We start from the raw sequence: 25,465 nt of genomic DNA, 5'->3' as shown, positions 1-25,465 counted from the left end.
CAGCGGTATGTACGGCAGCGCACGGCCCTAGCGGCTTGACTGGCGAATCTGTCATACTAACGCTTTCAGCGGCCATCCCCAATAATGATCGACCCGAGACGAGAGCATGTACGGCGCCTGCTGCAGGTCGACGCCTACATCACTGACAACCATGGACAAAACGCCCTTCCCGTGCAGATCATCGATATCGCGCGCATGGGCGTGGCCTTTGTCAGTGACCGTCCCATGCCCACCGGCGCCCAGTTCGTGCTGCATTTCAGCTTCCCCGGCAGCGCCCTGCGCAACGACATCACGCTGACCGTGGTGCACAGCGCCGCCATCGGCACGCACGGCCGCTACCGCAACGGCGCGCGCTTCCTGACCATCTCGGACGAAGTGGCCGAGCGCATTTTCGAATACGTCACCACGGCGCCGGCCTGAGCCGGCGCCGCCCCGGCTACCAGCCGATATCCTTCAACAGCGGAAAAGTCAGGTCGTAAGGCGGCTTGACTTCGTGCTTCAGGTCGGCATTGATGGCCGGCTCCATCAACTGGTTGGGCGTGGCGCTGGTGTCGTAGTGCGAGACCGAGGAGCCGGGCTGGTTGGGCCGCGGCGCATACATCAGCACCCGGCCCAGCGCATCGGTGCCGGCGCGCACCGCCAGGTTGACGCCCAGGTTGGCAAACAAGCCGGAATGGCTGCGCGTGCGCCGCGCCAGCGCGCGCTTGAGCGCCAGCCCGTCCTCCAGCGTGATGCGCACCGCCGGGATGTGAATGCCGGGGTCGGCCCCGCCCAGGCCCGGCGGCGGCGCGCCGTCCACATTGTCCATCACGATCACGCCGATGGCGCCGGCATCCTGCAGGTTGTGGACCTTGATGACAAAGGTGCACAGGCCGCGGTCCACCAGCGCGATCTTGCCCTTGACCGCCAGCGCGTTGACGGCAGACAGCGGCACGCAAGCCAGGCCCAGGTCGGGCGGCGTATCCACCACAGGCATCACCTCGCCAGTCAGGCCCGGCGTGGCCAGTGGCGGGCCAAACGCGGCGGTGCCGACCTGGAGCACGCCGGCCACCTCGGGCGGCGCCAGGATGGTGAGGATGGGTGTGCCGGCCTGCAGCACGACCTGCGCGGCATTGGTGACCTGCACGCCGTTCCACACCAGCTTGCCCGACTTGACTGCCGACGCCGCGCGCTCGGCATTGCTCATGTCTTTCCACACCTTGCCGGTGCTGGTATCGAGCAGGAAGTAGTCCCAGATGCTGGGGATGCCGGCCAGCAGCTCGCCGGTCTGGTCGTCGGTATAGGTCTGAAAGCCGAGACCGTGCGCAAATTCATGCAGCAGCACGGTGACCAGGTCGGTATTCGGGCCGTGGTTGTTGTCCAGCCCCAGATAGAACGGCGAGCCGGTGAAGCAGCCGGGCTGGCCCAGATTGACGTTGAAGCGGGCGCGGATGTCTGGCGTGGCGGGGTCGGCGTCAAAGCCCAGCAGCTTGTTGCTCTCGGCCTTGCTGAACCAGGCGTGGCGCTGCGGCGCTTGCGGGAAATCGGCAAACACTTCCAGCGCGCCGGCGCTGCCCAGCACGGCCGCTGTTTCAGTGCAGGGCAAGGCGTCCCAGGTGGCCAGCACGCGGATCGGCACTTGGCTGTCCAGCGTCTCGCCCCACTTGCTGGCGGCAGCCTGGAACGCGTTCAGGCGCTGCGCGCCGAGCGTGGTGCCGGTGTTGCCGCCGACCGGCGCGACCGGCGTGGGGTCGTTGAAGCCCATGCCCGGCGGGTCGCCGTTGACGATGGTGATGGTGGCGGCTGCCCAGCTGACGGATGATATCAGCATGGCGGCGATGGCGGTCAGCAGGATTTTCATTTCAGGCCTCCCGGCGCCGGTTCGCAGCTCTCATGAACGCTGCCGTCGGGCGCCTTGCGCACCACGGCGTAGCGTGCCTGCCGCTCGTCCAGCATCAGACTGATGCCGCCATGAGCCGGACGCGGCGCCGGAGGCGTCTGCCGCAGCAGCGGCGTCGGCGCGCGGGCGGCGGCGGTCAGCAGCGCGGCCTGCTCGGGATTGGGGCCGGTCAGCTGGCCGGTCACCGGATCCTTGTACGCCATGAAGCCGCCCGGCCCCGGGGCCGCCGGCGCTGCCGGCTGGCTGACCACCTGCACGTGCGGAAAGCGCATCAGGCCATCTGGCCCCGCCTGCGCCGCCGCAGTGCCGGCCGCCAGTCCGCCGGCCAACAGCCACAGCCCGCGCGACTGGCGCAGACGGCGTGGCGCCACCAGTGCCAGTGCGCCCAGGAACACCAGCGCCACGGTGCCGGGTTCCGGAATGGCGTTGACGCTGACGCTGTCGATGCCGACGTAATTGCCGTTGAGGCTGGTGTCATCGACCACGTAACGGAAGGCGTAACGGCCGCTGGCGGGCGCAGCCAGGCCGCTGAGCGCCAGGCGGCGGTCCAGCCAGCCGGTGCCAGCGGGCGATTCAAACGCGGCCAGCAGCGAGAAGTCGGCGCCGACATTGGTGCTGGCGCCGGCGCTGCTGACATACACTTCCACCCGGTCGAGCAAGCCCTCGCCCAGCAGGCGCAGGGAGAAGTTCAGCGACTCGCCATTGACCAGCAGCAGTTCCGGCGTCAGCAGCCAGTTGCTGACGGCGCCGCCAAACGCGGCATTGTTGAAGTTGGCGGCGACGTAGGAACCGGCCGGCCCGTCGGCGGCGGCAAAGAATGCCGGATTCCCCTGAAACCAGCCGGTGCTGCCGGGCGGCGAGCTGTTGTTGATGAACGCCCAGCCATCGGCAGGCAGCGCGGCAACATCATTAAAGCCTTCCGACAACAAAGGCGCGGCAACGGCAGAGCAGCTGGCGGCGACTGCAAGCAGTCCTGCCAGGCGTTTGATCAGGTTCATATCATCCCCCCAAGGGTAGCGTCACACGGCTCAACTTGCTGTGGTTAGACCCACGCCGCCGAAACGAAGTTCCCTGAAGAAGATAAAAATCTAGCGCGGCCAGCCGGCTTGGTAATGACGTGTCTGAAACTGAAGAATGTCCGCAAGAAACGGCATGATGTCGCAACTGGAATGCCACTCCCGCGCAAGCGGATCGTTGAGGTCCCGGTCATTGCAAGGCGCCGCCGGCTTGTGTGCCTGCAACGGATCGCGCAGTGCATGCTTTTGTTGGCGCGAGAGCACGCTGAAATGCCCCAATGAGTCGGCAAAATAGCCGACATCATTACGAAACGGCCCTTCAAGCTCGCCCAGACCGGGGCGCAAATCGTAGTACCAGATCGCTTTCGCAAGATAAATAATATATTCGCGATCGACACCGTGCAGACCCTGCTGCGCGATCTCACTCAACATTTCGTCAGCTGGCGACAGCTTCCCTCCGCCTTTGCCATTGGAGTTTCACGTAAGCGATCGTGCCAGCCAAGTCTCTGCCGACATAGTATTGCGAAGCCTCGGTTGCCAACCGCTCAAACTCATTCCATGAAGCAGCGGGATCCTCCAGCAATACCAAAATATCCGCAACATCGACCGTCGATAACCGGCCGAGCCTGGAAATCGCCACATCCACCGGACTTGGCAGCCAAATCGTCAGCGGCGATGCTTGGTCTCGCTCCAACTGCGTTGCCCTATCCTGCTTCAAGATCGTCAATCAGCCTGAAAATGGCTTCGGTAAAGGATTGCACATGACTTCCCGCCGCATGGGACGCGCGAGATCATGTTCTGCCGCTGAGCAGCCGACGCATTGATCCAGCTCAAACCAGCGTGGTGGCGATGCGCAGGCCGGCTTTCAGGGTGAGCGTGACGGGGGTTTTCTCGGCGATTTCCGCCATGCGGGACTTCTGTGCGTCATCCAGCGCGCCGCTGATCGCCAGGGAGCGGCGAATCAGCATGGCGCCGTCGTCGCCATGGCTCAGGTGCAGGTCGACATCCACCGCCTCCACCGGCCATTGCTTGCGATCGGCGTACATGCGCAGCGTGATGGCGGTGCAGGCGCCCAGCCCAGCCAGCAGGTAGTCATACGGCGCCGGGCCGGTGTTGCGGCCGCCGTTGCGGGCCGGTTCATCGCCGGTCAGGGCGTGGCCGCCGACCTCGATGCGGGTGCTGTAAGTGTCGCGTCCAATGTGCGCGCTGCCACGTGCCATGCTGTGTTTCTCCCTATGTAAAGCTTAAGTAAAGAAGCGTAAATGCGCTGATCTGCCCTGAAACGCACTGATATAATGGCAACTCTACCGTACCATGACGGTGTGCCGTCGAAACCATGCAAAAGATACTGCTTACCTGCTGCCTGACCGGCAGCGCTATTCTGCCCGCTTACGCCCAAACCACCACTCCCGAAAAGCCAGCCGCCAAGCCAGCCACGACCACCAAGGCCAAGGAAGCCGTCCCGGTCGTTCCAGAGGTAACTGTTTCCGCAGAGCGTCCCACCAACCGCATCGACCGCCAGGTCTACGATGTGAAGTCCGATGTGTCCAGCACCAACGGCACCGCCGCCGATGCGCTCAACAATGTCCCGTCGGTCAACGTCGACCCCGACGGCACCGTCACCCTGCGCGGCAGCAGCAATGTCCAGATCATGGTGGACGGCAAGCCGTCCGCCATGCTGCAAGGGGAAAACCGCGGCCCGGCCCTGCAAGCCATGGCCGCCGACGATATTGAATCGGTGGAAGTGATCAACAACCCCGGCGCGCAGTTCGGCAACGAAGCCGGCGGCGGCCCGATCCTGAACCTGGTGATGCGCCGCAACCGCAAGCCGGGCGGCTTCGCCACTGTCAACGGCAACGCCGGCACTGCCGGCCGCTACAACAGCGCGGTCAACGGCACCTACAACGAGGGCCCATGGGGCTTCCAGGGCAGCGCCAACGTGCGCCATGACGGCCGCAACTCGGTGGCCGAGGTCACCCGCGACCGCCTCGATCCCGCCAGCGGCCAGTTCGTGCACAGCAGCCAGCAATCGTCCGGCCGCGGCCTGAACGACATGGCGGCCGTGAACGGCCAGGTCAGCTACAACCTCAACCAGACCGACACCCTGACCGCCAGCGCCAATTACAACAGCCGCACCAACGACCAGCGCGGCAGCGACCATTACATCAACGGCGCCACCAGCCTGACGCCGGCCAGCGACTATGTGCGCAGCACCGTGCGCACCGGCGACAGCAAGAACTTCGCCTGGGGCGGCCGCTACGACCACAAGGGCGAACTGCCGGGCGAGACGCTGAAGATCGACCTGCGCGTGTCGGCCTCGGAAAACGACAACGTCAGCGTCTACAACAACGATTACACCCTGCCGCTGACGCCCGACACGCGCGCCAACCAGCACAACCAGAACAGCACCCGCATCGTTGACTTCACCGGCGACTACGAGCGTCCGCTGTGGGGCGGCACCGCCAAGGCCGGTTACAAGGTGGCCACCAACAAGACCAGCTTTGATACGCTGTACACCGACATCGATCCGGTGACCGGCACGGCCACCGTCAACAACGGCCGCACCAATGCCTACGAGCTGGACGAAACCGTGTACGCCCTGTACAGCACCTACCAGATGCGCCTGAACGAGCGCTGGGGCGCGCTGGCCGGTCTGCGCGCCGAGTACACCGACATGGACATCGACCAGATCACCGGCGGCGTCAAGGCCGACAATCACTACATCAATTACATTCCGAGCTTCTTCGCCACCTACAAGGCAACCGACACCGCCAACATCCGCTTCGCCTACGCGCGCCGGATCCGCCGCCCGAACGCCAACGACCTGAATCCCTACATCACCTACCGTGACGAATTCAACGTCTCCTCGGGCAACCCGAACCTGAAGCCGACCAAGACCGACTCGTTTGAAATCGGCTACGAGACCAAGTTCGGCGGCCTGGAAACCAATCTGCGCGGCTACTACCGCCGCGACACCGACGCCATCGTCGACTACCGCTACTTCATCGCGCCCAACGTGCTGCTGACCACCAAGGCCAACGGCGAAGGCAGCCATGCCAGCGGCCTGGAATTCACCGTCAGCGGCAAACTGACGCCAGCGCTGACGCTCAACACCAGCGGCAACCTGGCACGCGCGCAGCAAAGCTTCTATGACGACACCGGCGTGCTGGTGACGCGCACCGCCAACTCCCTGAGCGGCCGCGCGCGCCTGAATTATCAATATGATGCCGCCAACCAGATCCAGCTGGCGCTGCAAATGATGGGCAAGACCCTGTCCGGCCAGGGCTATCGCTCCCCCAATCACACGGTCAACCTGAGCTGGCGCCATACGGTGACGCCGCAACTGACCATGGTGGCCAACGTGACCGACCTGTTCAACACCAACAAGATGGAGACGGTCATCAACAGCGCCACGCTGCGCGAGACCAGCACCCGCCGCTTTGACGGCCGGGTGTTTTATCTCGGCCTGTCATACCGCTTTGGCGGTGCCAGCTCGTCCGGCGACAAGGAGGAAGGCGGCGGCTGGGGCCCGCGTCCCGGCGGCCCGGGCGGGCCAGGCGGCCCTGGCGCAGGCGGCCCGCCGCCCGGCGTCTGATCAAAACAAAACGCCCGATCTGTCATCGGGCGTTTTTGATTACTTCATCACGGTCAGCTTCTGGCGCTTGCCGCCCTTGAAGGTGAAGATGGTCAGCACGCCGTCCTTGACGTCACCGCGCGCGTCAAACGCGATATTGCCGGTCACGCCCTTGTACTGGATCTTGGCCAGCACCGGCAGGTATTTGGCCGGATCCGGCGAACCGGCCCTCTGCATCGCCGCCACCATGGTCATCAGCGCATCGTAGGTGTACGGCGCATAGGTCTGCACCTCGATGCCGTACTTCTTCTTGTACGCCGCGCGGAAATCGGCCATGCCTTTTTCCTGCGACGGCTCGACGCCGCCCGCCTCGGCGCAGATCACCTGGCCGTCGCTCATGCCGTCACCAGCCAGGCGCGGCACCGAGTCCGAGCACATGCCGTCGCCGCCCATGAACTTGACCGGGAAACCCAGCTGCTTCATCTGGCGCAGCATCGGCGCCGCCACCGCGTCCATGCCGCCGAAGAACACCATATCCGGCCTGGTAGCCTTGATGGCGGTCAGGATGGCGGTCATGTCGGTGGCCTTGTCGTTGGTGTACTGGGTCGAGACGATGGCGGCGCCAGCGGCGGCGCCGCTGCGCTTGACGGTCTTGCTGAACTCATCGGCCAACCCTTTGCCATAAGCCGTGCGGTCGTCCACCACGGCTATGCGCTTGGCCTGCATGTTCTGCATGGCGTAACGCGCCAGCGCCGGGCCGAGCTGCTCATCGTTGGCGATGTTGCGGAAGGTGGTGTTGTAGCGCTGGCGCGTGTACTGCGGCGAGCTGGCCGACGGCGTAATCTGCGGAATGCCGGCATCGTAATACATGCGCGAGGCGGGAATCGTGGTGCCCGAGGTCTCGTGGCCGATCACGCCCTGCACCTTGGCGTCCACCAGCTTTTGCGCCACCGTGGTGGCCTGCTTCGGATCGCCGGCATCGTCCTCGGCCAGCAGCACAATCTTGTATTTCTTGCCGCCGATCAGCACACCCTTGGCATTCAATTCCTCCACCGCCATGCGCGCGCCGTTTTCATTATCCTTGCCCAGGTGGGCGATCGGGCCGGAGGTGGCGGCCACGTGGCCGATCTTGATGATGTCTTCCGCTTGCGCGGTGGCGGCGCCCGCAGCGCCGATAAAGGCCAGCGCTAACGCGCGGCAGACTGTTTTTGTTGCGAACTGCATAAAACCCTCGTTAGTCAAGAGCAATAGGATACCAGAGGCATCGCACGATTGCCCGGCCGGCCTCTCCCAGCTTCGCCAATTGAAGTAGAATAAATCTTTCCCGGAGAGAATCAGCATGAACATCTCGCGTCGCATTGCCCGCTCCCAGCCCTTGGCCACCACCGCCATGCACGGCAGGGTGGACGCCATGAAAGCGCGCGGCGAAGCAGTGATTGATTTCTCCATCGCGATCTCGCATTTTCCGGCGCCGCCGGCGGCGCTGGAGGCGGTGCGCCAGGGCTTGCAGCAAACTACCCTGCCCTACACCGCTGTCGGCGGCGACGCCCGCATCCGCGCGCGCCTGGCCAATTACGTAGCCGCCAGAAACCGCATTCCCGCCACGCCGGACGAGATCCTGGTCACCAACGGCGCCAAGCAGGCCTTGTACCAGGCGCTGTATGCCATGGCCGATCCGGGCGACGCCGTGTTGATTTTCAAGCCGCACTGGCCGGCCTATGTGGCCACTTGCAAGCTGCTGGAGCTGCAGCCGGTGCTGGTGGATCTGCCGGCCGAGATCACCGACCAGGTGCTCGACAGCCTGCCGCCGGCGCGCATCCTCATCATCAACAATCCGCACAACCCGACCGGCGCGGTGCTGAGCGCGGCCGAGGTGGAGCGCATTGCCGCCTGGCTGCGGCGCACCGGCACCCGCGCGATTGTCGACGAAAGCTATGACCAGTTGATCTTCGAAGGCCGCCACACCAGCCTGGCCGCGCGCGGCGACTGGCAGGAACTCGGCATCGTCACCCTGTATTCGGTCTCGCAAAGCCACGCCATGATGGGCTGGCGCGCCGGCTTTGCGGTGGCGCCGGCGCCGCTGGTGACGGCAATGGAAACGCTGCAAGGTCCGATCACCGCCGCGGCGCCGATGCTGTCCCAGCTGGCGCTGGCGGCCGCGCTGGAAAGCGGCGAGCCGGCGGCCATGCTGGACGAGTACCGTGAACGGCGCGACCTGGTGCTGGATCTGGTGGCCGGCCTGCCCTGGCTGACCATGCGCCGCCCGGCATCCGGCCCTTACCTGTGGGGCGACATCTCCCGGCTGACCATGGACAGCATCCGCTTCAGCGAGCAGCTGCTGAGCCGTTGCGGGGTGGCGCTGATGCCGGGCGAGGCGCTCGGCGTGCCGGGCCACATCCGCATCGGCTACATCTGCGACGACGTGGCAACGCTGCGCCGCGGGGTGCAGGCGCTGATCAGCTTCGGCAACCACTACGGTCAAACGGCCTGACCGCGCGCATGGCCTTTCTGCTTTTCCAGCTGAATACCCTGCGCAGCCGCCTGCTGCTGCTGGTCATGCTGGCGATCGCGCCGATCGCGATCATGACCTTCATCAATGGCGCGCGCGAACGGGCGCACGCGGTGGAAGTGGCGGAGGATAACCTGCAGCGCCTGACCAACCTGGCCGCGGCCAACGAGGCGCAGTCGCTGGCCGGCGCGCGCCAGATCCTGCGCGACCTCGCCAGCATCCCCGACCTGATGGGCGATCAGGCACACTGCAGCCGCCTGCTGGCCAACATCCAGCGTCTGAACCCGGACTACGTCAACTTCGGGCTGATCCAGCTGAACGGCGACGTCACCTGCAGCGCCGTGCCGTCCAAGACCCCGGTCAACCTGGCCGACCGCTCGCACTTTCGCCGCGCCGTGCATCTGCGCCGCTTTGTCGCCGGCGGCTACATCTTCGGCCGCGTGATCCAGAAGCATACCGTCAACCTCACCTACCCGGTGCTGGACGAGGACCAGCGCGTCAAGGCCGTGGTGTTTGCGGCGCTCGACCTGACCAGGCTTGATCGCTTTGTCGCCGACATCCAGCTCTCGCCCGGCTCGCTGCTGCTGACCGCCGACTCCGAGGGCAAGATCATTTCGCGCAAGCCCAATCCGGAACAGTGGTTTGGCAAACAAGTGTCGCCGGAAATGCGCAACGCCATGGCGGCCGAACCGGGGAAGCCTGTGATGCTGGTGGGGCCGGACGGCGTGGAGCGCCTGCACCGCTTCGCCCGCGTGGGCAATAACGGTTTGTCCGACTACACCGTTACCATCGGCATCCCGCTCAGTGAAATCACGGCCAACGCCCGCCATGACCAGACGCTCGACCTGCTGGCGCTGGCCGCGACCATCGGCCTGGCCCTGCTGGCCGCATGGTTCGTGGGCGACGTACTGGTGCTGCGCCGCGTAAAGCGGCTGGCCAATACCGCCAACAGCATCGCCTCGGGCACGCTGGAGGCGCGCAGCGGCATCGTCTACGGCAAGGAGGAAATCAGCGAACTGGCGCGTGCGCTGGATGCCATGGCCGAGGCACTGCAGGAAAAAGAACTGCAGCACCTGAAAGCCGAAAGGCAGTTGCGCGAGGCCGACCGCCGCAAGGACGAATTCCTGGCCATGCTGGCGCACGAGCTGCGCAACCCGTTGGCCCCGATCAGCGCCGGCGCGCAGCTGCTGCAAAGCGGGCACGCCACCGAAGCGGCCGTGCAGCGCACCGCCGGCATCATCGTGCGCCAGGTGCATCACATGACTCGGCTGGTGGACGACCTGCTGGACGTTTCCCGCGTCACGCGCGGGCTGGTAACGCTGACGCGGGTGCCGCTGGACGTGGCGCGCATCGTGGCGGACGCGGTGGAACAGGCCGAGCCACTGCTGAAGTCGCGCGAGCATCGTTTCGATGTGGAGCTGCCACCGTTCCCGCTGGTCGTGACCGGCGACCACAAACGGCTGGTGCAAGTGCTGGTGAATGTGCTGAACAACGCCGCCAAGTACACGCCGGCCGGCGGCGCCATCAAACTGAGCGCGCGCGCCGAGGGCAGCAACGTCAAGCTGATCGTCAGCGACAACGGCATCGGCATGTCGCCGGAGCTGCGCAGCCATGTGTTTGAGCTGTTTGCGCAGGCCGACCGCAACTCGGATCGTTCGCAAGGCGGGCTGGGACTCGGTCTGGCGCTGGTCAAGTCGCTGGTCGAACTGCACGGCGGCGCCGTGGCCGTGGAAAGCGAAGGCGAGCAAAAAGGCAGCACCTTCACCATCACCCTGCCCGCCGCCCCGCAGCATCAGCCGGTATCCAATGCGCGCCCGGCCGCCGCGGCGAAGCCAGCACGCAAGATGCAGGTGCTGGTGGTGGACGACAACGTCGATGCCGCGCAAACGCTGCAACTGCTGCTGGAGGCCGGCGGCCACCATGTCTGCGTGGCCCACAGCGCGCTGAAGGCGCTGGAACTGGCGCAGTCGCAGTCGCCTGAGCTTTGCCTGCTCGATATCGGCCTGCCCGACATCAACGGCTACGATCTGGCGCGCGGGCTGCGCGCCCTGCCGCAAACCGAACGCGCCACACTGGTGGCGGTTACCGGCTATGGCCGGCGCGAAGACCGCGAGCAGGCCCGCGCCGCCGGCTTCGATCATTACTTTGTCAAGCCGGTGAACGTGGATGCGCTGACGGCGCTGATCGCCGGACTCCCCTCAACCAATGGAGCACCATGAAGCATTTGTCAGTCTGCCTTGCCATCGCGGCCGCCTTGCCCGCACACGCCCAGGAACAGGAAATCGCCCGCCTTGCGGCGCAGGCCCCGGTAAAACAGGCGCTGGCTTACATCGAGAAGAACGAAGCCACCACCACTGCCAACACGCTGGCCATCAACGCCATCCCGGCGCCAACCTTTGCCGAAGCCACGCGCGCCCGCGATTATGCCGAGCGCCTGAAGGCGGCCGGCCTGGCGGATGTGCACATCGACGGTGCCGGCAATGTGCTGGGAAGCTACAAGGGCAGCGGCAAGGGTCCAACCGTGGTGCTGGCCGCGCACCTCGATACGGTCTACCCGGCCGCTACCGATCTCACGGTGCGCGAGAAGGACGGGCGCTACTACGCGCCTGGCATTGCCGATAACGGCCGCTCGCTGGCCGCCATGCTGACCATCGCGGCGGCGCTGCGCGACGCGCGTGTGCAAACCGAAGGCGATGTGCTGTTTGTCGCCAACGTTGGAGAAGAAGGCCTGGGCGACCTGAAAGGCGTGAAGTATTTGTTCAGCCAGCGCAAGGACATCAAGGCTTTCATCGGCCTGGAGCCGGCGCTGGGCACGGCCGGCGATCCGGTTACCTACATCGGCACCGGCAGCCGGCGCTTCAAGGTCACCATGCGCGGACCGGGCGGCCATAGTTACGAGGGTTTTGGCCTGCCGTCGGCCATTCATGCGGCCGGCCGCGCCATCGCGCGCATCGACGAGATCCGCGTGCCGGCGCAGCCCAAAGTGACCTTCAACGTCGGCGTGGTGCAAGGCGGGCAATCGGTGAACAGCATTTCGGCGGAAGCGTCGATGCTGATCGATATCCGCTCGGCCGACGCGCCGCTGCTGGCCAAGGTGGAACAGCAGATCAAGGACGCCATCCAGCAGGCCGTGACCGAGACCAACCAGCGCTGGAACAGCAAGGCCATCACCGCCGAGGTGGCGCTGATCGGAGACCGCCCGGCGGGCCAGATGGCCAGGGACGCGCTGATCGTCAAGACCGCGCTGGCGGCGGCCACGGTGCAAGGCCGGCCAGCGCTGCTGGACAGCGCACACTCCACCGACGCCAACCTGCCGATGAGCCTTGGCATCCCGGCCATCACCATGTCCGGCGGCGGCAGTTCGGGCGGCTATCATTCCGAAAAGCTGGAGTGGTGGTCGGCACAGAATGCGCACACCGCGCCGCAGAACGTCATGTTGACCCTGCTCGGACTGGTGGGCGTGCGCGGCGTGACCGCTCCCTTACTTTAGGCAGAGCCCAGCGGCCTCAATATAGATGATAATAGCAATCATTCTCATCTCTATATTGATCTATGCGCCGTCTTCCTGTTCTCGTCCTGTCCTCGCTTTACTCCCTGCCCGCTTTCGCGCAAACCACTGACACCGCGGTGCAGACCGTGGTCGTCAGCGCCAGCGCCGACGCCTCGGCGGCCGGCCTGTCGAAAACCTATGCCGGCGGCCAGGTTGCCAAGGGCGGCCGCGTCGGCCTGCTGGGCACCATGGACGTCATGGACACGCCATTCAACAGCACCAATTTCACCCAGCAATTCATTCAGGATCAGCAGGCGCGCAGCGTGGCGGACGTGCTGCAAAGCGATCCGGGCGTGCGCGTGGCGCGCGGCTTCGGCAACTATCAGGAGCTGTATGTGATACGCGGCTTCCCGCTCAACTCCGACGATTTGGCCTACAACGGCTTGAACGGCGTGCTGCCGCGCCAGTACATCGCGGCCGAACTGCTGGAACGGGTGGAAGTATTCCGCGGCGCGAACACCTTCCTGAATGGCGCCTCGCCGTCCGGCGCGGGCACCGGCGGCGCCATCAACCTGCTGCCGAAACGCGCGCCGAACCAGGATCTGACCGAGGTCTCGGCCGGCCTGCAAACTGGCAGGCAAACCTACCTGGCCACCGACATCGCGCGCCGCTTCGGCGCTGAAAACCGCATCGGCATCCGCATCAACGCCGCGCAGCGCAAGGGCGGCACCGGCATCGACAACGAACAGCGCGAAGTCCAACTGGCGGCCGTCGGCGCGGATTATCGCGGGCGCGGCTTCCGTCTCTCGGCTGATCTGGGTTGGCAGGACAGCAAGCTGCGTGGCGCGCGCCCGGCCGTCAACGTGGCCGTCGGCCTGGCTGTCCCGGCGGCGCCGGACGCCGCGGCCAACTACGGCCAGCCATGGGACTACTCCAGTGAGCGCGATGTCTTCGGCACCTTGCGCGGCGAATGGGACATCAGCAAGGACGTGGTGGCATGGGCCTCGTTCGGCGGCCGTCGCGGGCATGAGCTGAACCGTCTGGCCAGCACATTGAACCTGTCCAGCGCCAGCGGCGCAGGCCAGATCCGCCGCTTCGACAACGCGCGCGAAGATCACATCAAGACCGGCGAACTCGGACTGCGCGCCGCGCTGCGCACAGGCCCGGTGAGCCACAAGCTGGCCCTGACCACCACTGGCTTCGACCTCGATTCACGCAACGCCTACGCCACTTCCGCTTACCAGAACACCACGCTGTACCAGCCGACGGCGCTGGCCTTGCCGGTCCTGACCACCTTCGGCAACAACCTGGCCGACCCGCGCACCACCAACAACGTGACGCTGGTGAGCCAGGCGGCGGTTGACAGCATGGGCTTCCTCAACGACACCGTCTTGCTGACGGTGGGCGTGCGCCATCAGAACATCAAACAGATCGGCTACGCCTACAACACCAACAAGCAAAGCGCGTATTACAGCGAAAGCGCCAACACGCCGATCGCCGCCATGGTCTACAAACTGACGCCGCAGGTCTCGCTGTACGCCAACCGTGTTGAAAACCTGCAGCAAGGCGCGGTTGCCGGGTCGACCGCCGTCAATGTCGGCCAGATTTTTGCGCCATACAAATCGGTGCAGAAGGAGGCAGGCGTGAAATATGACGGCGGCCGTTACGGCGCCAGCGCCGCCCTGTTCACCACCAGCCAGCCGCTGGGCGTGCTCAATCCCGCGACCAAGGTGTTTGGCATCGACGGCGAACAGCGCAACCGCGGGCTGGAAGTCTCGACCTACGGCGAACCGCTGCGCGGCCTGCGCGTATTGGGCGGTTTCACGCTGCTGGACGCCACTCAGCAGCGCACCGCCGGCGGCCTGACGGACGGCAAGGACGTCATCGGTGTGCCAGACACGCAAGCCAATCTCGGCGTGGACTGGGACGTGCCTGGCGTGCGCGGTTTGAGCCTGTCGGCGCGGGCGCTGTACACGGCCGCGCAAGCGGTGAACGCCGCCAATACGCAAAGCCTGCCAGCGTGGAACCGTCTCGATGCCAGCCTGCGCTACGATATCAAAGTGGCTGATCACAGCGTGATCCTGCGCGCCCGTGTCGACAACCTGGCCAACCGGAGTTACTGGGCTTCGGCGGGCGGCGCGCAAGGCGCCGGCTACCTGGTGCCGGGCGCGCCGCGTACCTTCGGGCTGACCGCCACCACCGAATTCTGATCCGTAGTACACTCGCCCCGATGAAGCTTAGACTAATACTCGGGGACCAATTAAATCCGCAGCACAGCTGGTTCTCCCGGCCGCACGATGACGTGGTCTACGTCATGATGGAAGTGCGCCAGGAGACCGACTATGTGCTGCACCACGCGCAAAAGATCATCGCCATCTTCGCGGCCATGCGCGAATTCGCGCGGCACCTGGGCGCAGCTGGCCACCGCGTGCACTATCTCGCCATTGACGATCCGGACAACCGCCAGACGGTGCCCGGCAATCTCGATTTCCTGCTGGCCCATCACGGCGCCTGCGAATTCGCCTGGCAGGCGCCGGATGAGTGGCGGCTGGACCAGCAACTGGCCGCCTACGCGGCCGCCCTCCCCATGCCATCCGGGATGGAGGACACCGAGCATTTCTACACCGCGCGCGACGAGGCGGCCCAACTCTTCTCCGGGCGCGAGCACTGGCTGATGGAACAGTTCTACCGGCGCATGCGCACGCGCCACGGCGTGCTGATGTCCGACACCGGCAAGCCGGCCGGCGGGCAGTGGAACTTCGATCACGACAACCGCGAGGCATGGAACGGCATCCCGTGGGAGCCGGCCGACCTGCGCGGCCGCCACGATCACAGCGCGCTGTGGCAAACCATCCAGGCTTCCGGCGCCAACAGTTTTGGCGAGCCGAATGCGGCGCAATTCGGCTGGCCGCTCAACCAGCAGGAAGCCTTGCAGCAACTGGAGCGCTTCGTGGAACAGGCGCTGCCCCACTTCGGCCGCTTCCAGGATGCAATGAGCGCCAAGGCCTGGCGGCTGTTCCACTCCCTGCTGTCGTTTGCGATGAACGTCAAGATGCTGTCGCCGCGCACGGTGGTGGAGCGCGTGGAGGCCGCATATCGCGACGGTGCCGTGCCGCTGGCATCTGCCGAAGGTTACATCCGGCAGATCCTGGGCTGGCGCGAATATGTACGCGGCGTCTACTGGCACCGCATGCCGGGCTATGACAAGCTGAACGCCTTCGACCATCACGCGCCATTGCCGCCATGGTTCTGGGATGGACAGACCCGCATGCGCTGCGTGGCTGCGGCCATCGGCCAGTCCCTGCAGCATGCGCACAGCCACCATATCAACCGGCTGATGGTAATCGGGAATTTCGCGCTGCTGGCGGGGCTGTCGCCACAGGAGCTGCATCACTGGTATCTCGGCATTTACATCGACGCCTTCGAGTGGGTCGAGCTGCCCAACACGCTGGGCATGAGCCAGTTCGCGGACGGCGGCCTGCTGGCCACCAAGCCTTATGTCTCCAGCGCCGCCTATATCGACCGCATGAGCGATTACTGCAAGGGCTGCCACTACGATAAAAAGGCCCGTGTGGGCCAGCGCGCCTGCCCGTATAACGCCCTGTACTGGGATTTCTTCGACCGCAATCGCGACCGGCTGGCCGGCAACCAGCGCCTCGGCGTGGTGTATCAGCAGTTGCGCCGTATGGACGATGGCGCCCTGACTGCGCTGCGCGAACGCGCCGCCGACCTGCGCCACCGGCTGGCGGAGCTTTAAGTGCTGCCGCGCTGGATCAGCTCAAAACCGGTGTTGACGATGCGCTCGGCCGCTTCGTCGCCATTCAAGCGGTCCAGCAAGGCCTGCGCCGCCATGGCGCCGATCTTGGCGCCATCCACCTTGACGGTGGACAGCGGCGGATTGGTGTAAGCGGAAAAATTCAGGTCGCCAAAGCCCATGATCGCCAGGTCCTCCGGCACGCGCAGGCCGCGGCTTTGCGCTTCAATCAGCGCGCCGTGCGCCAGCGTATCCGAGCTGCAGAAGATGGCGTCCAGCTGCGGATGCTGATCCAGCAGCGCCACCGCGCCCAGCCGCCCTTGCGGCAGGCCGCCCGGCGCCTGCACCGTATGCGAGGCCACCACGTTGATGCCCTGCCGCGCCAGCGCCACCTGGAAGCCCTGGTTACGCTGGCCGGCGCGCGGATCGTTCGCGGTCAGCATGCCGAAATTCCGGTAGCCCTGCTCCAGCAGATGCGCGGCGCAGGAGTGGCCCACTTCCTCGTGCGAGAAGCCGATCACCATGTCGATCGGATGCGGGGTCATGTCCCAGGTCTCCACCACCGGCGTGCCGATCTGCAGCAGGCGCTGACGCGTGCTGTCGGTGTGCAGCGAGCCGGTGAGGATCACGCCGTCCGGCCGCCGGCTCAGCACCGTCTCCACCAGCATCTCTTCACGCCAGGTCTCATACCCCACAATACCCAGCAGCAGCTGATAGCCGGCCGCGGTGAGGCGATCGGTTGCGCCCTGCACCATGTCGGCAAAGGTTTGGGTGGAAATGGTCGGCAGCACCAGCGCCACCAGCTTGCTGCGGCTGGAAGCGAGGCCGCCGGCCAGCATGTTCTTGACGTAACCGGTCCGTTTCACCGCTTCCTGCACCTTGGCCAGGGTTGCCGGGCGCACCAGGTGCGGCTCGTTCAAGGCACGCGACACGGTAATCGGGGAAACGCCGGCCGACTTGGCGACATCGATCAGTGTGACGGGGGTAGCTGGCATCTTTTCTCTCGTGATATTGATAGCGAAATCATTCTAACTGACAAACCAAAATGGTTGCGCTATCATTATTGGAATTAAAAGGAGACTTTATGCACCGCTTGATTGGCGCCGGCCTGCTGGGCCTTGCCCTGCTTCCCCTCTCTGCGCTGGCCGAACGCCAGTCCCTCAACGACGGCTGGCGCTTCCAGCGCGGCGATCCGGAGGGCTATGGCCCGCTGCTGCAATATGACGTGCGTCCGGAAATCAGGCAAAGCGCCGACGGCAAGGTAGCCGACGCCCGGCCTGACGAGGCGGAAAAGGTTCAACGCCCCGCCGAGGGCCTGCTCAAGCCCTGGATACTCCCGAGCGGCAATGCCTTCGTGGCCGATCCGGCCAGGCGCGCGCAACGCCCCGCCGCCGAGCCGGCCGTTTCGCCGCCGCTGCTGCGCGCGGACTTTGATGACCGCTCGTGGCGCAGCGTCACCCTGCCGCACGACTGGGCCATCGAAGGTCCTTTCCTTGCCACCGGTCCGTATGGCGGCATGGGGCGCCTGACCACCTGGGGGCCGGTATGGTACCGCAAAAAGCTGGACATTCCGGCGCGCGACAAAGGCAAGTCCGTCTTCCTCGACATCGACGGCGCCATGTCGCACGCCAGCGTGTGGCTCAACGGGCGGCTGGTGGGCGGCTGGCCTTATGGCTACAACGGTTTCCGCCTCGATCTCACGCCTTACCTGACGCCGGGCGGCAGCAACCAGTTGGCGATCCGCCTCGATAATCCGGCCGAATCGGCGCGCTGGTATCCCGGCGCCGGCTTGTACCGCAATGTGTGGCTGAGCGTGAACGACCCGGTGCATGTGGCGCACTGGGGCACGGTGGTGCGCACGCCGGAAGTCTCGCGTGAAGCGGCCACGGTGGAGTTGGCGGTCACCGTCGATAACGACGGCAAGGACGCCGCAGCCCTGGAAGTCGGCACGCAGCTGTACCTGCTGGGTGAAGACGGCAAGCGCACCGGCGCCGCCGTCGCCACCTTGCCGGCGCAACGCGTCAGTGTGGCTGCGCGCGGCAACGCCACCATCAACGCCAGCGCGCGCATCGCGCAACCGCGCCTGTGGGGACCGCCGCCGCAACAGCGCCCGCACCGCTACGTGGCCGTGACCACCGTCAGCCGCAATGGCAAGGTGGTGGACACCTACGAAACGCCGTTCGGCATCCGCTCGCTGCGCTTCGATCCCGACCATGGCCTGTTCGTCAACGGCGAGAAGATCATGATCAATGGCGTCAATAACCACCACGACCTGGGCGCGCTGGGCGCGGCCTTCAACGTGCGCGCCGCCGAACGCCAGTTGCAGATGCTGCAGGAAATGGGCGCCAACGCGGTCCGCATGAGCCACAACCCGCCGGCGCCGGAACTGCTGGAACTGACCGACCGCATGGGCATTCTGGTGATGGACGAAGTGTTCGACTCGTGGGAACGCAAGAAAACCCCGCTCGACTTCCACCTGATCTTCCCGGACTGGCACGAGCAGGACCTGCGCGCCATGCTGCGGCGCGACCGCAACCACCCATCCATCATCATGTGGAGCGTGGGGAACGAGGTGGGCGAACAATACACCGGCGAAGCCGGCGCCGCGATCGGCACCAGACTGGTGAACATCGCGCGCGAGGAAGATCCGACCCGCCCTATCACCGGCGCCATGAACTACGCCAAGCCGGACATGGCCTTGCCGGCCACGGTGGACGTCATCAGCCTGAATTACCAGGGTGCGGGCATCCGCAGCCTGCCTGGCCAGTTCCCGGGCTTCCACCAGAAATTCCCCGACAAGATGATCCTGTCGAGCGAAAGCGCGTCCGCCTTGAGCAGCCGCGGCGAGTACCAGTTCCCGGTGCCGGGCGTGAACAGCGCGCCGGTGCGTCCGGGCGTCGGCGGCGATCCGAAACGCCAGCAAGTCAGCGCCTACGAATTGTTTGCCGCCGATTTCGGCAGCTCGGCCGATCGCTCGTGGGCGGCGCAGGACCAGAACCCTTACGTGGCCGGAGAATTTGTCTGGACCGGCTGGGATTACCTGGGCGAGCCGACACCTTACTACGGCGCGCGCAGTTCCTACTCGGGCATCATCGACCTGGCCGGCTTCCCGAAAGACCGCTACTACCTGTACCAGTCGCGCTGGCGTCCCGACCTGCCGCTGGCGCATCTGCTGCCGCATTGGACCTGGCCGGAGCGCGTGGGCGAAGTCACGCCGGTGCACCTGTTCACCTCCGGCGATGAAGCGGAGCTGTTCGTCAACGGCAAATCGCAAGGCCGCCGCAAGAAGGCGCCCTACGAATACCGCCTGCGCTGGGATTACGTGGTTTACGAACCGGGCGAAATCAGCGTGATCGCCTACAAGGACGGCAAGGAATGGGCGCGCTCCTCGGTGAAAACGGCGCAGGCGCCAGCCGCGTTGCAGGCCAGCGCCGACCGCAGCACCATCACCGCCGACGGCCGCGACCTGTCCTTCATCACCGTGCGCGTGACGGACGCCAACGGCGTCACCGCGCCGCGCGCCGACCAGCGCATCCGCTTCACGGTGGAAGGTCCGGGTGAGCTGGTGGCGACCGACAACGGCGATCCGGCCAACCTGGAGTCGTTCAAATCGCCGGAGCGCGCCGCCTTCAATGGCCTGTGCCTGGCCATCGTGCGCGCCAGGCCGGGACAACGCGGCGCGATCACGGTGCGGGCCACCGCTGAAGGACTGCGGCCCGCCACCGTGACGCTGCAAGGCCGTTAGAACGAAGTCCGGAGCGACAGCGTGTAGCTGGCGCCCGGCTTGTACTCGTCAAACACCGCGTTGCTGAACTGCGTATAGGTCTGGCTGATCGCCTTGTTGGCGTTCCACACGCTGAGCGTGAGGTCGGTGTTGTAGGCGAAGTTGAACATCTGCTTGAGGTTCATCCCCACCGACAGATCGACCTGTGAGCGCGCCGTGGTGTAGGCGTAGGCGCCGCCCGGCACATTCAGGCCGGTGCTGGTGTTGACTACGTGGCCGGCCGTGTACTGGCGCGCCACCCGCACGTTGAGACCATTGCGCTCATAGTACAGCGTCAGGTTGTTGGTGCGCGGCGGGACGCCGGCCACCGGCGGTGCGTTGGGCGCGTCGTCGGTCTGCTTGGCATAGGTGAAGTTGGCGGCAAAGCCGAAGCCTTTCACCGGCAGCATGTCCAGCGGCTGCTGCCAGGTCAGTTCCAGCCCGCGCACTTTCAGCTTGGTGTCGATATTGAATGGCTCGGTGATCTCGACCAGGTGCTTGTCGCGGCCACCGCTGGCGTTGACCGACTCCTGCTGCGCCGGCGTCAGCCCGATGGTGCCAAACATCCCATCCAGCTGCGCCAGCGTGTAGGTGGTGATGCGCTGGCCCGGGCGGCTGATGATGTCCTTGGCGAAGGCGCTGGCCGAGATGTAGGCCTCACGCGTCAGGTAGTACTCCAGACCCAGATCGAGGTTGTTGGCCTCGAAAGGCTTCAGCTTCGGATTGGTCACATTGCCCTGGCGCGCGCCCTGGTCGCCCAGGGTCAGCATGGTCTGGCGCAGATCGGCCGGGTTGGCCCGCGTCAGCGACTTGGAGCCCGATGCGCGCGCAATCAGCGACGGCGTGATGTTGTACGCCAGCGTGGCCGATGGCAGCGTGTTGCTGTAGGTCGTGGTTTCATAAGCCCACACGCCAAGGTTGTCATACAGGCCGCCCGCACCCAGCGAGGCGTTGCGCGGATCGGCCACGGAGCTCAATGCACCGATGGTCTGCCGGGTGCGCGCATAACGGATGCCGGCGTTGTAGCGGAAGGTGCCGCCGAACAGCTTGGTGCGGCCGTTCACCTCGGTGTACAAGCCGGTCACCTTCTCGCGGATATATCCGCCGCTGCCGTTGTTGAAGCCTTTGTAGATGTTGTCGCGGAAGTACTGATAGTCCGTGGCCTGCGCGAACTTCGGCCAGTCCACCGTGATGAAACCCTGGCCGGAGGCGTGCGCGTAATCCGGCACTGCTGCATTGGGCACCACCGAGCCGAGATAGGCCAGCGGCGTGGTGGCGCCGGCGGTGGCCCCGGTGCCATAGCCCGGGTAGGCGGTGGCGGCATCGGTTACCGGTCCCGGCACACTGCGGCCATCGCAGTTCGGTGAACGGATTTGCGGATTGGGCGCAAAGAAGCGCACGTTGACGTTGTTCCCGCAAGCGACGTTCATCCAGGCGTCGGCCACGCCGTAACTGCGGTAGCGGCGTTCGATGTCGTCGTAGGCGCCGCCGGCCTTGATGCTGAAATCGGTGTCGCCCCAGTTGACGTTCAGGCGCGTTCCCTTGGTGGTGTTGGTGCGCTCGTACAGATCCATGCGCAGGCCGGACAAGCCCTGCCCGGCCTGATACCAGCCGAAGTTCTTTGGATCGTTGATATCCAGGTTGGCGCTGTACACCGGCGACTGCCCGGCGGTCTTGTTCTCGTACGAGATGACCGAATTGGGCGACATGGTGGCCAGCAGCACGGTTGGCATGTCGCGGTAGAAGGTACTGCGGGTGGCGTTGAAATGGCCGTCGATGGTCCACTTGTCGCTCGGGCGGAATTCAAAACCCGGATTCACGCTGTGGAATTTGGTTTTCTCCTCCATCGGCCGGAACTCCAGCGACCAGAAGGTGTTCGCGAACGTGGCCTTGGTCAGCACGCAGCCGATGGTGCAATCGCTGCGGTCGAACTCCATGCCGATCGGGATCACGGTGTTGGCGCGCGTGCCCGCATTCATGGCCTGATAAATCATCTCATTGTTCTTTTGCGCCGCCACCAGGTCCAGGTACAGATCCCACTTGTCGTTCGGCTGCCACTGCATGCTGATGACTTCACCGGCGCGTTTGCGTTCGCCTTCATAGACCAGGTGGCGGCCCAGGCGCGCCATCAGCGCGTTGTCGATCTGCTGGATGGTGGCGCCAGGATTCAGCGCCAGCAGCATGGCGCGGTCAATCTGCTTGCCGGGCACCAGGATGGAGCGCGCGTATTCCGGCAAGTTGGCCAGCGCCAGGCCGGAAGGCACGGTGTCCGGGGTCGACTGCGAGCCGCCGCCGGTGGCGTTGGCCTTGTCGCTGCTGTTGACCTGGAAGGGCTTCAGCTGGAAGTTGCGCATATCGACCGACTGGAAGCCGTCGGTCTTGTACTTGGTGTGGCCGAACGCCACCCCGCCCAGGATGCCGAACCTGCCCCAGGTGCTGCTGTTCCAGGTATTGCTGATCAGGCCCGAGCCGGTGGTGCCGGTCTTGCCGTTCTGCTCGCGGTAGTTGCCGCTCAGGGTGAACGCGGTGCGGAAGCCGTTCTTGTCGAACGGCCGCACGCTGCGCATGTTCACCGTGCCGGCAATGCCGCCTTCGATCAGGCTGGCCTGCTGGCTCTTGTACACGCTGGCGCTGCGGAACAGTTCCGACGGCAGGAAGTCCATGTCCACTTCGCGGTTGGCACTGATCGAGCCGCCCCAGCTGCCGGCCGACGCCGACGCCATCGGCGCGCCGTTCAGCAGCACGCGCGTGAAGGCCGGTCCCATGCCGCGGATGGAGATGTTGAGGCCCTCGCCGTCGATCTCGGCGCGGCGCACGGTCACGCCGGGCACCCGCGCCAGTGCATCGGCAATGTTCGGATCGGGGAATTTGCCCATGTCTTCGGAAAACACGGTATCGCTCAGACCAATGTTCTCGCGCTTCTCATTGGCTGACAAAGCCAGCGAACTGCGGTAGCCGGCCACGGTGACCACCGGCACCACGGTCTGCTGCTCGCCGGCGTTTTCCGGCGCCGGCGGCTCGGCCGCATGGGCAAAGGCGCTGATGATGGAGCCGGCCAGGATGGTGGTGATGAAAATAGCGTTGCTGGAGCCGAGGCGGCAAGCCACGGCGCCGGTTGTATTTCTACTCATAGTTGTCTCCTGTTTTGCGGCCTCATGTGCCGCTTTTTGGTATGGGAACTTCAAAATGACTAGCGCAACCATTTCATGGTGTGCTCACTAAAAAAACATGTCAACCGTCACCGTTGTTATAAAAACACATGCTTTTTGTCGCTTTTGGTTGCGCAAACATTGTTTCGTTGCGGTGTCGCTACAAAAAACAGCCCAAATGAAGTCATTCCAGATACGCTAGGAAACATTCCGTCACTCTGCCGATAACCGTTTGAATATCAGCAGCGACAAAAAAATTATTGGATAAATAATTTTTTCTTTTTTATGGTGGCGCGAATCAAAAAACCACGGAGATCCGATGAAACCAGCCGTTTACTTCGCCCTGCTTGCAGCCCTGCTGTCCGCGCCCGCCCAGGCCCAGAAGCCCACCACCTGGACCCCGGACAACGGCAACGGCACTTTCACCAATCCCTTGTTCTATGACGAGTTCTCCGACCCGGACATCATCCGCGTCAACGACTGGTTCTACCTGACCGGCACCACCATGCACGCCATGCCCGGCCTGCCGGTGCTGCGCTCGAAAGACCTGGTCAACTGGGAGCTCCTCAGCTACGCCGCGGAGCGGCTCGACCTTGGCCCGGCCTACCGGCTGGAAGGCGGCAAGAACATTTATGGCCAGGGCATCTGGGCGCCCAGCCTGCGCTACCGCAACGGCGTGTTCTACATCTTCACCAATGTGAATGGCCGCGCCACGCAGATCTATTCCGCCATCAACCCGCGCGGGCCGTGGACGCACTGGGAAATGAAGCGCAGCCTGCACGACCTGTCGGTGCTGTTTGACGACGACGGCAAGGCATACGCGGTCTGGGGCCACCAGGACATGCATATCGCCCAGCTGACCGACGACCTGCTTGACATCGTGCCCGGCACCGAGAAAGTCCTGTTCGCCAAGACCGACGGCATGGGTGAAGGCGCGCACTTCTACAAGATCGCCGGCAAGTACTACATCCTGAGCGCCAACTATGCGGGCGGCTTCCGCATGCCGGCCGCGCGCGCCGACCATGTGTATGGCCCGTATGAAGTCAATCAGGCGATCAGCAAGGATGAAGGCTTTGGCCTGGTGCGCGGTTACCGCCTGCAGAACAAGCAGTACCCGTTTGAAGTCAGTCCGCCCAATCCGGCTTCGCGCGACGGCACCGCCATGCATCAAGGCGGCATTGTGCTGACCGAGGCGGGCGAATGGTGGGGTTTTTCGATGATGGACTATAACTCGGTAGGCCGTCTGCTCAGCCTGGCGCCGGTGACGTGGAAAGATGGCTGGCCGTATTTCGGCCTGCCCGGCAACCTGGGACGCAATCCACGTACCTGGGTCAAGCCGCGCACCGCCGAGCGGCAGCCGATCAAAGTGCCGTTTGAACGCAGCGACGACTTCTCCGACGCGGCGCTCAAGCCGATCTGGCAATGGAACCACGTGCCGGTGGAGGACCGCTGGTCGCTCAACGAGCGGCCCGGCTTCCTGCGCCTGCGCGCCATGCCGGCCACCTCGTTCTGGGACGCGCGCAACACGCTGACCCAGCGCGCCATCGGTCCGCTCTCGACGCCGACGGTGGCGCTGGACGTGGCGGGCCTGCTGGACAACGACGTCGCCGGCCTGGCCCTGCTTAACCTGCCCTACGCCACGCTGGGTGTGGAGCGCAAGGACAGCAAGCTGTCGCTGGCCTTGTTCGACCAGGCACGCAACCAGACCGTGCGCATTCCGATTACCGCCACCCGGCTGTGGCTGCGCGCCGAGTGCGACTTCCTGAAAGAGAAGGCGCGCTTCAGCTATTCCATCGATGGCCAGAACTTCCAGCCGATCGGCGCCGAGTTCACCATGATCTTCCAGCTGACCACCTTCCAGGGCGTGCGCTACGCCCTGTTCAACTACAACACCGGCAAGCAGAATGGCGGCGCCGCCGATTTCGACAGCATCGACATCAACCAGCCCTACCCGCGCGGCCTGATGCGGCCCATCCCGTACGAGCGCGCGATCCAGTTGAAAGCTGCCGCCGGCCGCGCGGCCGCACAGCCGCTGAACTTCACGGTGCGCGATCTCAGCCTGGGCCGGGTGGCGCTGCAGGCGGGCGACAGCTACCTCAGCATCGGCGCAGATGGTAGCGCTTCGCTTCAGACCGTCCGTCCAGGCCTGGCCCAGGCCTTCCAATGGATGGAAACGCCCACCGGCGAGCTGCTGCTGATGTCGCTGCAAACCAATTTCTACCTGCGCGTCCATCCGCAAAGCGGCGCCCTGATCGCCGACAGCCCCGGCCCGATTCCGGACGGCAGCGATGGCGTGCGCTTCAACTGGTCGGCATTGTAAAATCGCGGACT

Annotated in this window: 17 protein-coding genes; 9 read left to right on the top strand and 8 right to left on the bottom strand. The window is 65.0% G+C overall.

Going from position 1 to position 25,465, the window contains the following annotated elements; translation table 11 throughout:
* The first annotated feature begins 84 nt into the window (after nucleotides 1-84).
* Nucleotides 85-420: a PilZ domain-containing protein gene (locus ABDW57_RS20040; RefSeq protein WP_343731946.1), complete on the top strand. Its 336-nt coding sequence runs from the start codon at nucleotides 85-87 to the stop codon at nucleotides 418-420.
* Between the two features lie 16 nt (nucleotides 421-436).
* On the opposite strand, the gene ABDW57_RS20035 is transcribed toward ABDW57_RS20040, so the two are convergent.
* From ABDW57_RS20035 to ABDW57_RS20015, 5 genes are all read right to left on the bottom strand, one after another.
* Nucleotides 437-1,840, bottom strand: coding sequence for a PA domain-containing protein (locus ABDW57_RS20035; RefSeq protein ID WP_343731945.1), 1,404 nt, complete (start codon nucleotides 1,838-1,840; stop codon nucleotides 437-439).
* Entirely contained in the window at nucleotides 1,837-2,877 is a 1,041-nt protein-coding gene (locus ABDW57_RS20030) for a choice-of-anchor J domain-containing protein (protein ID WP_343731944.1), read from the bottom strand. The genes ABDW57_RS20035 and ABDW57_RS20030 overlap by 4 nt, the downstream gene beginning before the upstream one ends.
* A gap of 90 nt (nucleotides 2,878-2,967) precedes the next feature.
* Entirely contained in the window at nucleotides 2,968-3,327 is a 360-nt protein-coding gene (locus ABDW57_RS20025) for a hypothetical protein (RefSeq protein ID WP_343731943.1), read from the bottom strand.
* A 4-nt stretch (nucleotides 3,328-3,331) separates the two neighbouring features.
* Nucleotides 3,332-3,622, bottom strand: a complete 291-nt coding sequence (locus ABDW57_RS20020; RefSeq protein ID WP_343731942.1) for a DUF6036 family nucleotidyltransferase — start codon at nucleotides 3,620-3,622, stop codon at nucleotides 3,332-3,334.
* A gap of 103 nt (nucleotides 3,623-3,725) precedes the next feature.
* Entirely contained in the window at nucleotides 3,726-4,115 is a 390-nt protein-coding gene (locus tag ABDW57_RS20015) for an OsmC family protein (RefSeq protein WP_343731941.1), read from the bottom strand.
* Nucleotides 4,116-4,231: 116 nt separating this feature from the next.
* Between ABDW57_RS20015 and ABDW57_RS20010 the strand changes: the two genes are divergently transcribed.
* Nucleotides 4,232-6,490: an outer membrane beta-barrel family protein gene (locus tag ABDW57_RS20010; protein ID WP_343731940.1), complete on the top strand. Its 2,259-nt coding sequence runs from the start codon at nucleotides 4,232-4,234 to the stop codon at nucleotides 6,488-6,490.
* 39 nt (nucleotides 6,491-6,529) lie between these two features.
* On the opposite strand, the gene ABDW57_RS20005 is transcribed toward ABDW57_RS20010, so the two are convergent.
* Nucleotides 6,530-7,693 carry a branched-chain amino acid ABC transporter substrate-binding protein gene (locus ABDW57_RS20005; protein ID WP_343731939.1) on the bottom strand — a complete coding sequence of 388 codons (1,164 nt, stop codon included), beginning with the start codon at nucleotides 7,691-7,693 and terminating at the stop codon, nucleotides 6,530-6,532.
* Nucleotides 7,694-7,808: 115 nt separating this feature from the next.
* Here ABDW57_RS20005 and ABDW57_RS20000 point away from each other — a divergent pair, with 115 nt between their 5' ends.
* From ABDW57_RS20000 to ABDW57_RS19980, 5 genes are all read left to right on the top strand, one after another.
* Nucleotides 7,809-8,960, top strand: a complete 1,152-nt coding sequence (locus ABDW57_RS20000) for an aminotransferase class I/II-fold pyridoxal phosphate-dependent enzyme (RefSeq protein ID WP_343731938.1) — start codon at nucleotides 7,809-7,811, stop codon at nucleotides 8,958-8,960.
* Nucleotides 8,961-8,968: 8 nt separating this feature from the next.
* Nucleotides 8,969-11,197: an ATP-binding protein gene (locus ABDW57_RS19995; protein ID WP_343731937.1), complete on the top strand. Its 2,229-nt coding sequence runs from the start codon at nucleotides 8,969-8,971 to the stop codon at nucleotides 11,195-11,197.
* Nucleotides 11,194-12,468 carry a M20/M25/M40 family metallo-hydrolase gene (locus tag ABDW57_RS19990; protein ID WP_343731936.1) on the top strand — a complete coding sequence of 425 codons (1,275 nt, stop codon included), beginning with the start codon at nucleotides 11,194-11,196 and terminating at the stop codon, nucleotides 12,466-12,468. The genes ABDW57_RS19995 and ABDW57_RS19990 overlap by 4 nt, the downstream gene beginning before the upstream one ends.
* A gap of 62 nt (nucleotides 12,469-12,530) precedes the next feature.
* Entirely contained in the window at nucleotides 12,531-14,678 is a 2,148-nt protein-coding gene (locus ABDW57_RS19985; protein WP_343731935.1) for a TonB-dependent receptor, read from the top strand.
* 20 nt (nucleotides 14,679-14,698) lie between these two features.
* Nucleotides 14,699-16,225, top strand: coding sequence for a cryptochrome/photolyase family protein (locus ABDW57_RS19980; RefSeq protein WP_343731934.1), 1,527 nt, complete (start codon nucleotides 14,699-14,701; stop codon nucleotides 16,223-16,225).
* Here the strand turns inward: ABDW57_RS19980 and ABDW57_RS19975 are convergent.
* Complete coding sequence (locus ABDW57_RS19975) at nucleotides 16,222-17,217, bottom strand: LacI family DNA-binding transcriptional regulator (RefSeq protein ID WP_343731933.1); 996 nt, start codon at nucleotides 17,215-17,217, stop codon at nucleotides 16,222-16,224. The two genes, ABDW57_RS19980 and ABDW57_RS19975, sit on opposite strands and share 4 nt — an antisense overlap.
* Nucleotides 17,218-17,306: 89 nt before the next feature.
* Between ABDW57_RS19975 and galB the strand changes: the two genes are divergently transcribed.
* Entirely contained in the window at nucleotides 17,307-19,967 is a 2,661-nt protein-coding gene (gene galB, locus ABDW57_RS19970) for a beta-galactosidase GalB (RefSeq protein WP_343731932.1), read from the top strand.
* On the opposite strand, the gene ABDW57_RS19965 is transcribed toward galB, so the two are convergent.
* Nucleotides 19,964-23,116 carry a TonB-dependent receptor gene (locus ABDW57_RS19965; protein WP_343731931.1) on the bottom strand — a complete coding sequence of 1,051 codons (3,153 nt, stop codon included), beginning with the start codon at nucleotides 23,114-23,116 and terminating at the stop codon, nucleotides 19,964-19,966. The two genes, galB and ABDW57_RS19965, sit on opposite strands and share 4 nt — an antisense overlap.
* A gap of 337 nt (nucleotides 23,117-23,453) precedes the next feature.
* On the opposite strand from ABDW57_RS19965, the gene ABDW57_RS19960 reads away from it, so the two are divergent.
* Nucleotides 23,454-25,454 carry a glycoside hydrolase 43 family protein gene (locus ABDW57_RS19960; protein WP_343731930.1) on the top strand — a complete coding sequence of 667 codons (2,001 nt, stop codon included), beginning with the start codon at nucleotides 23,454-23,456 and terminating at the stop codon, nucleotides 25,452-25,454.
* Nucleotides 25,455-25,465 lie beyond the last annotated feature (11 nt).

Origin of the sequence: Duganella sp. (genome assembly GCF_039595735.1) — a bacterium.
Taxonomy (GTDB): Bacteria; Pseudomonadota; Gammaproteobacteria; order Burkholderiales; family Burkholderiaceae_D; genus Rugamonas.
The sequence above is the reverse complement of the archived record's forward strand: the minus strand, read 5'-3'. Positions and strand labels throughout refer to the sequence as shown.

What these genes read in the sequence shown, in the direction of transcription:
- ABDW57_RS20000 (WP_343731938.1), top strand. Translation starts at nt 7,809, where the DNA reads ATGAACATCTCGCGTCGCATTGCCCGCTCCCAGCCCTTGGCCACCACC.
- ABDW57_RS19985 (WP_343731935.1), top strand. Translation starts at nt 12,531, where the DNA reads ATGCGCCGTCTTCCTGTTCTCGTCCTGTCCTCGCTTTACTCCCTGCCC.
- ABDW57_RS20035 (WP_343731945.1), bottom strand. Translation starts at nt 1,840, where the DNA reads ATGAAAATCCTGCTGACCGCCATCGCCGCCATGCTGATATCATCCGTC.
- ABDW57_RS19990 (WP_343731936.1), top strand. Translation starts at nt 11,194, where the DNA reads ATGAAGCATTTGTCAGTCTGCCTTGCCATCGCGGCCGCCTTGCCCGCA.
- galB (WP_343731932.1), top strand. Translation starts at nt 17,307, where the DNA reads ATGCACCGCTTGATTGGCGCCGGCCTGCTGGGCCTTGCCCTGCTTCCC.
- ABDW57_RS19975 (WP_343731933.1), bottom strand. Translation starts at nt 17,217, where the DNA reads ATGCCAGCTACCCCCGTCACACTGATCGATGTCGCCAAGTCGGCCGGC.
- ABDW57_RS19965 (WP_343731931.1), bottom strand. Translation starts at nt 23,116, where the DNA reads ATGAGTAGAAATACAACCGGCGCCGTGGCTTGCCGCCTCGGCTCCAGC.
- ABDW57_RS20010 (WP_343731940.1), top strand. Translation starts at nt 4,232, where the DNA reads ATGCAAAAGATACTGCTTACCTGCTGCCTGACCGGCAGCGCTATTCTG.
- ABDW57_RS19995 (WP_343731937.1), top strand. Translation starts at nt 8,969, where the DNA reads ATGGCCTTTCTGCTTTTCCAGCTGAATACCCTGCGCAGCCGCCTGCTG.
- ABDW57_RS20005 (WP_343731939.1), bottom strand. Translation starts at nt 7,693, where the DNA reads ATGCAGTTCGCAACAAAAACAGTCTGCCGCGCGTTAGCGCTGGCCTTT.
- ABDW57_RS20030 (WP_343731944.1), bottom strand. Translation starts at nt 2,877, where the DNA reads ATGAACCTGATCAAACGCCTGGCAGGACTGCTTGCAGTCGCCGCCAGC.
- ABDW57_RS19980 (WP_343731934.1), top strand. Translation starts at nt 14,699, where the DNA reads ATGAAGCTTAGACTAATACTCGGGGACCAATTAAATCCGCAGCACAGC.
- ABDW57_RS20025 (WP_343731943.1), bottom strand. Translation starts at nt 3,327, where the DNA reads ATGTTGAGTGAGATCGCGCAGCAGGGTCTGCACGGTGTCGATCGCGAA.
- ABDW57_RS19960 (WP_343731930.1), top strand. Translation starts at nt 23,454, where the DNA reads ATGAAACCAGCCGTTTACTTCGCCCTGCTTGCAGCCCTGCTGTCCGCG.
- ABDW57_RS20015 (WP_343731941.1), bottom strand. Translation starts at nt 4,115, where the DNA reads ATGGCACGTGGCAGCGCGCACATTGGACGCGACACTTACAGCACCCGC.
- ABDW57_RS20040 (WP_343731946.1), top strand. Translation starts at nt 85, where the DNA reads ATGATCGACCCGAGACGAGAGCATGTACGGCGCCTGCTGCAGGTCGAC.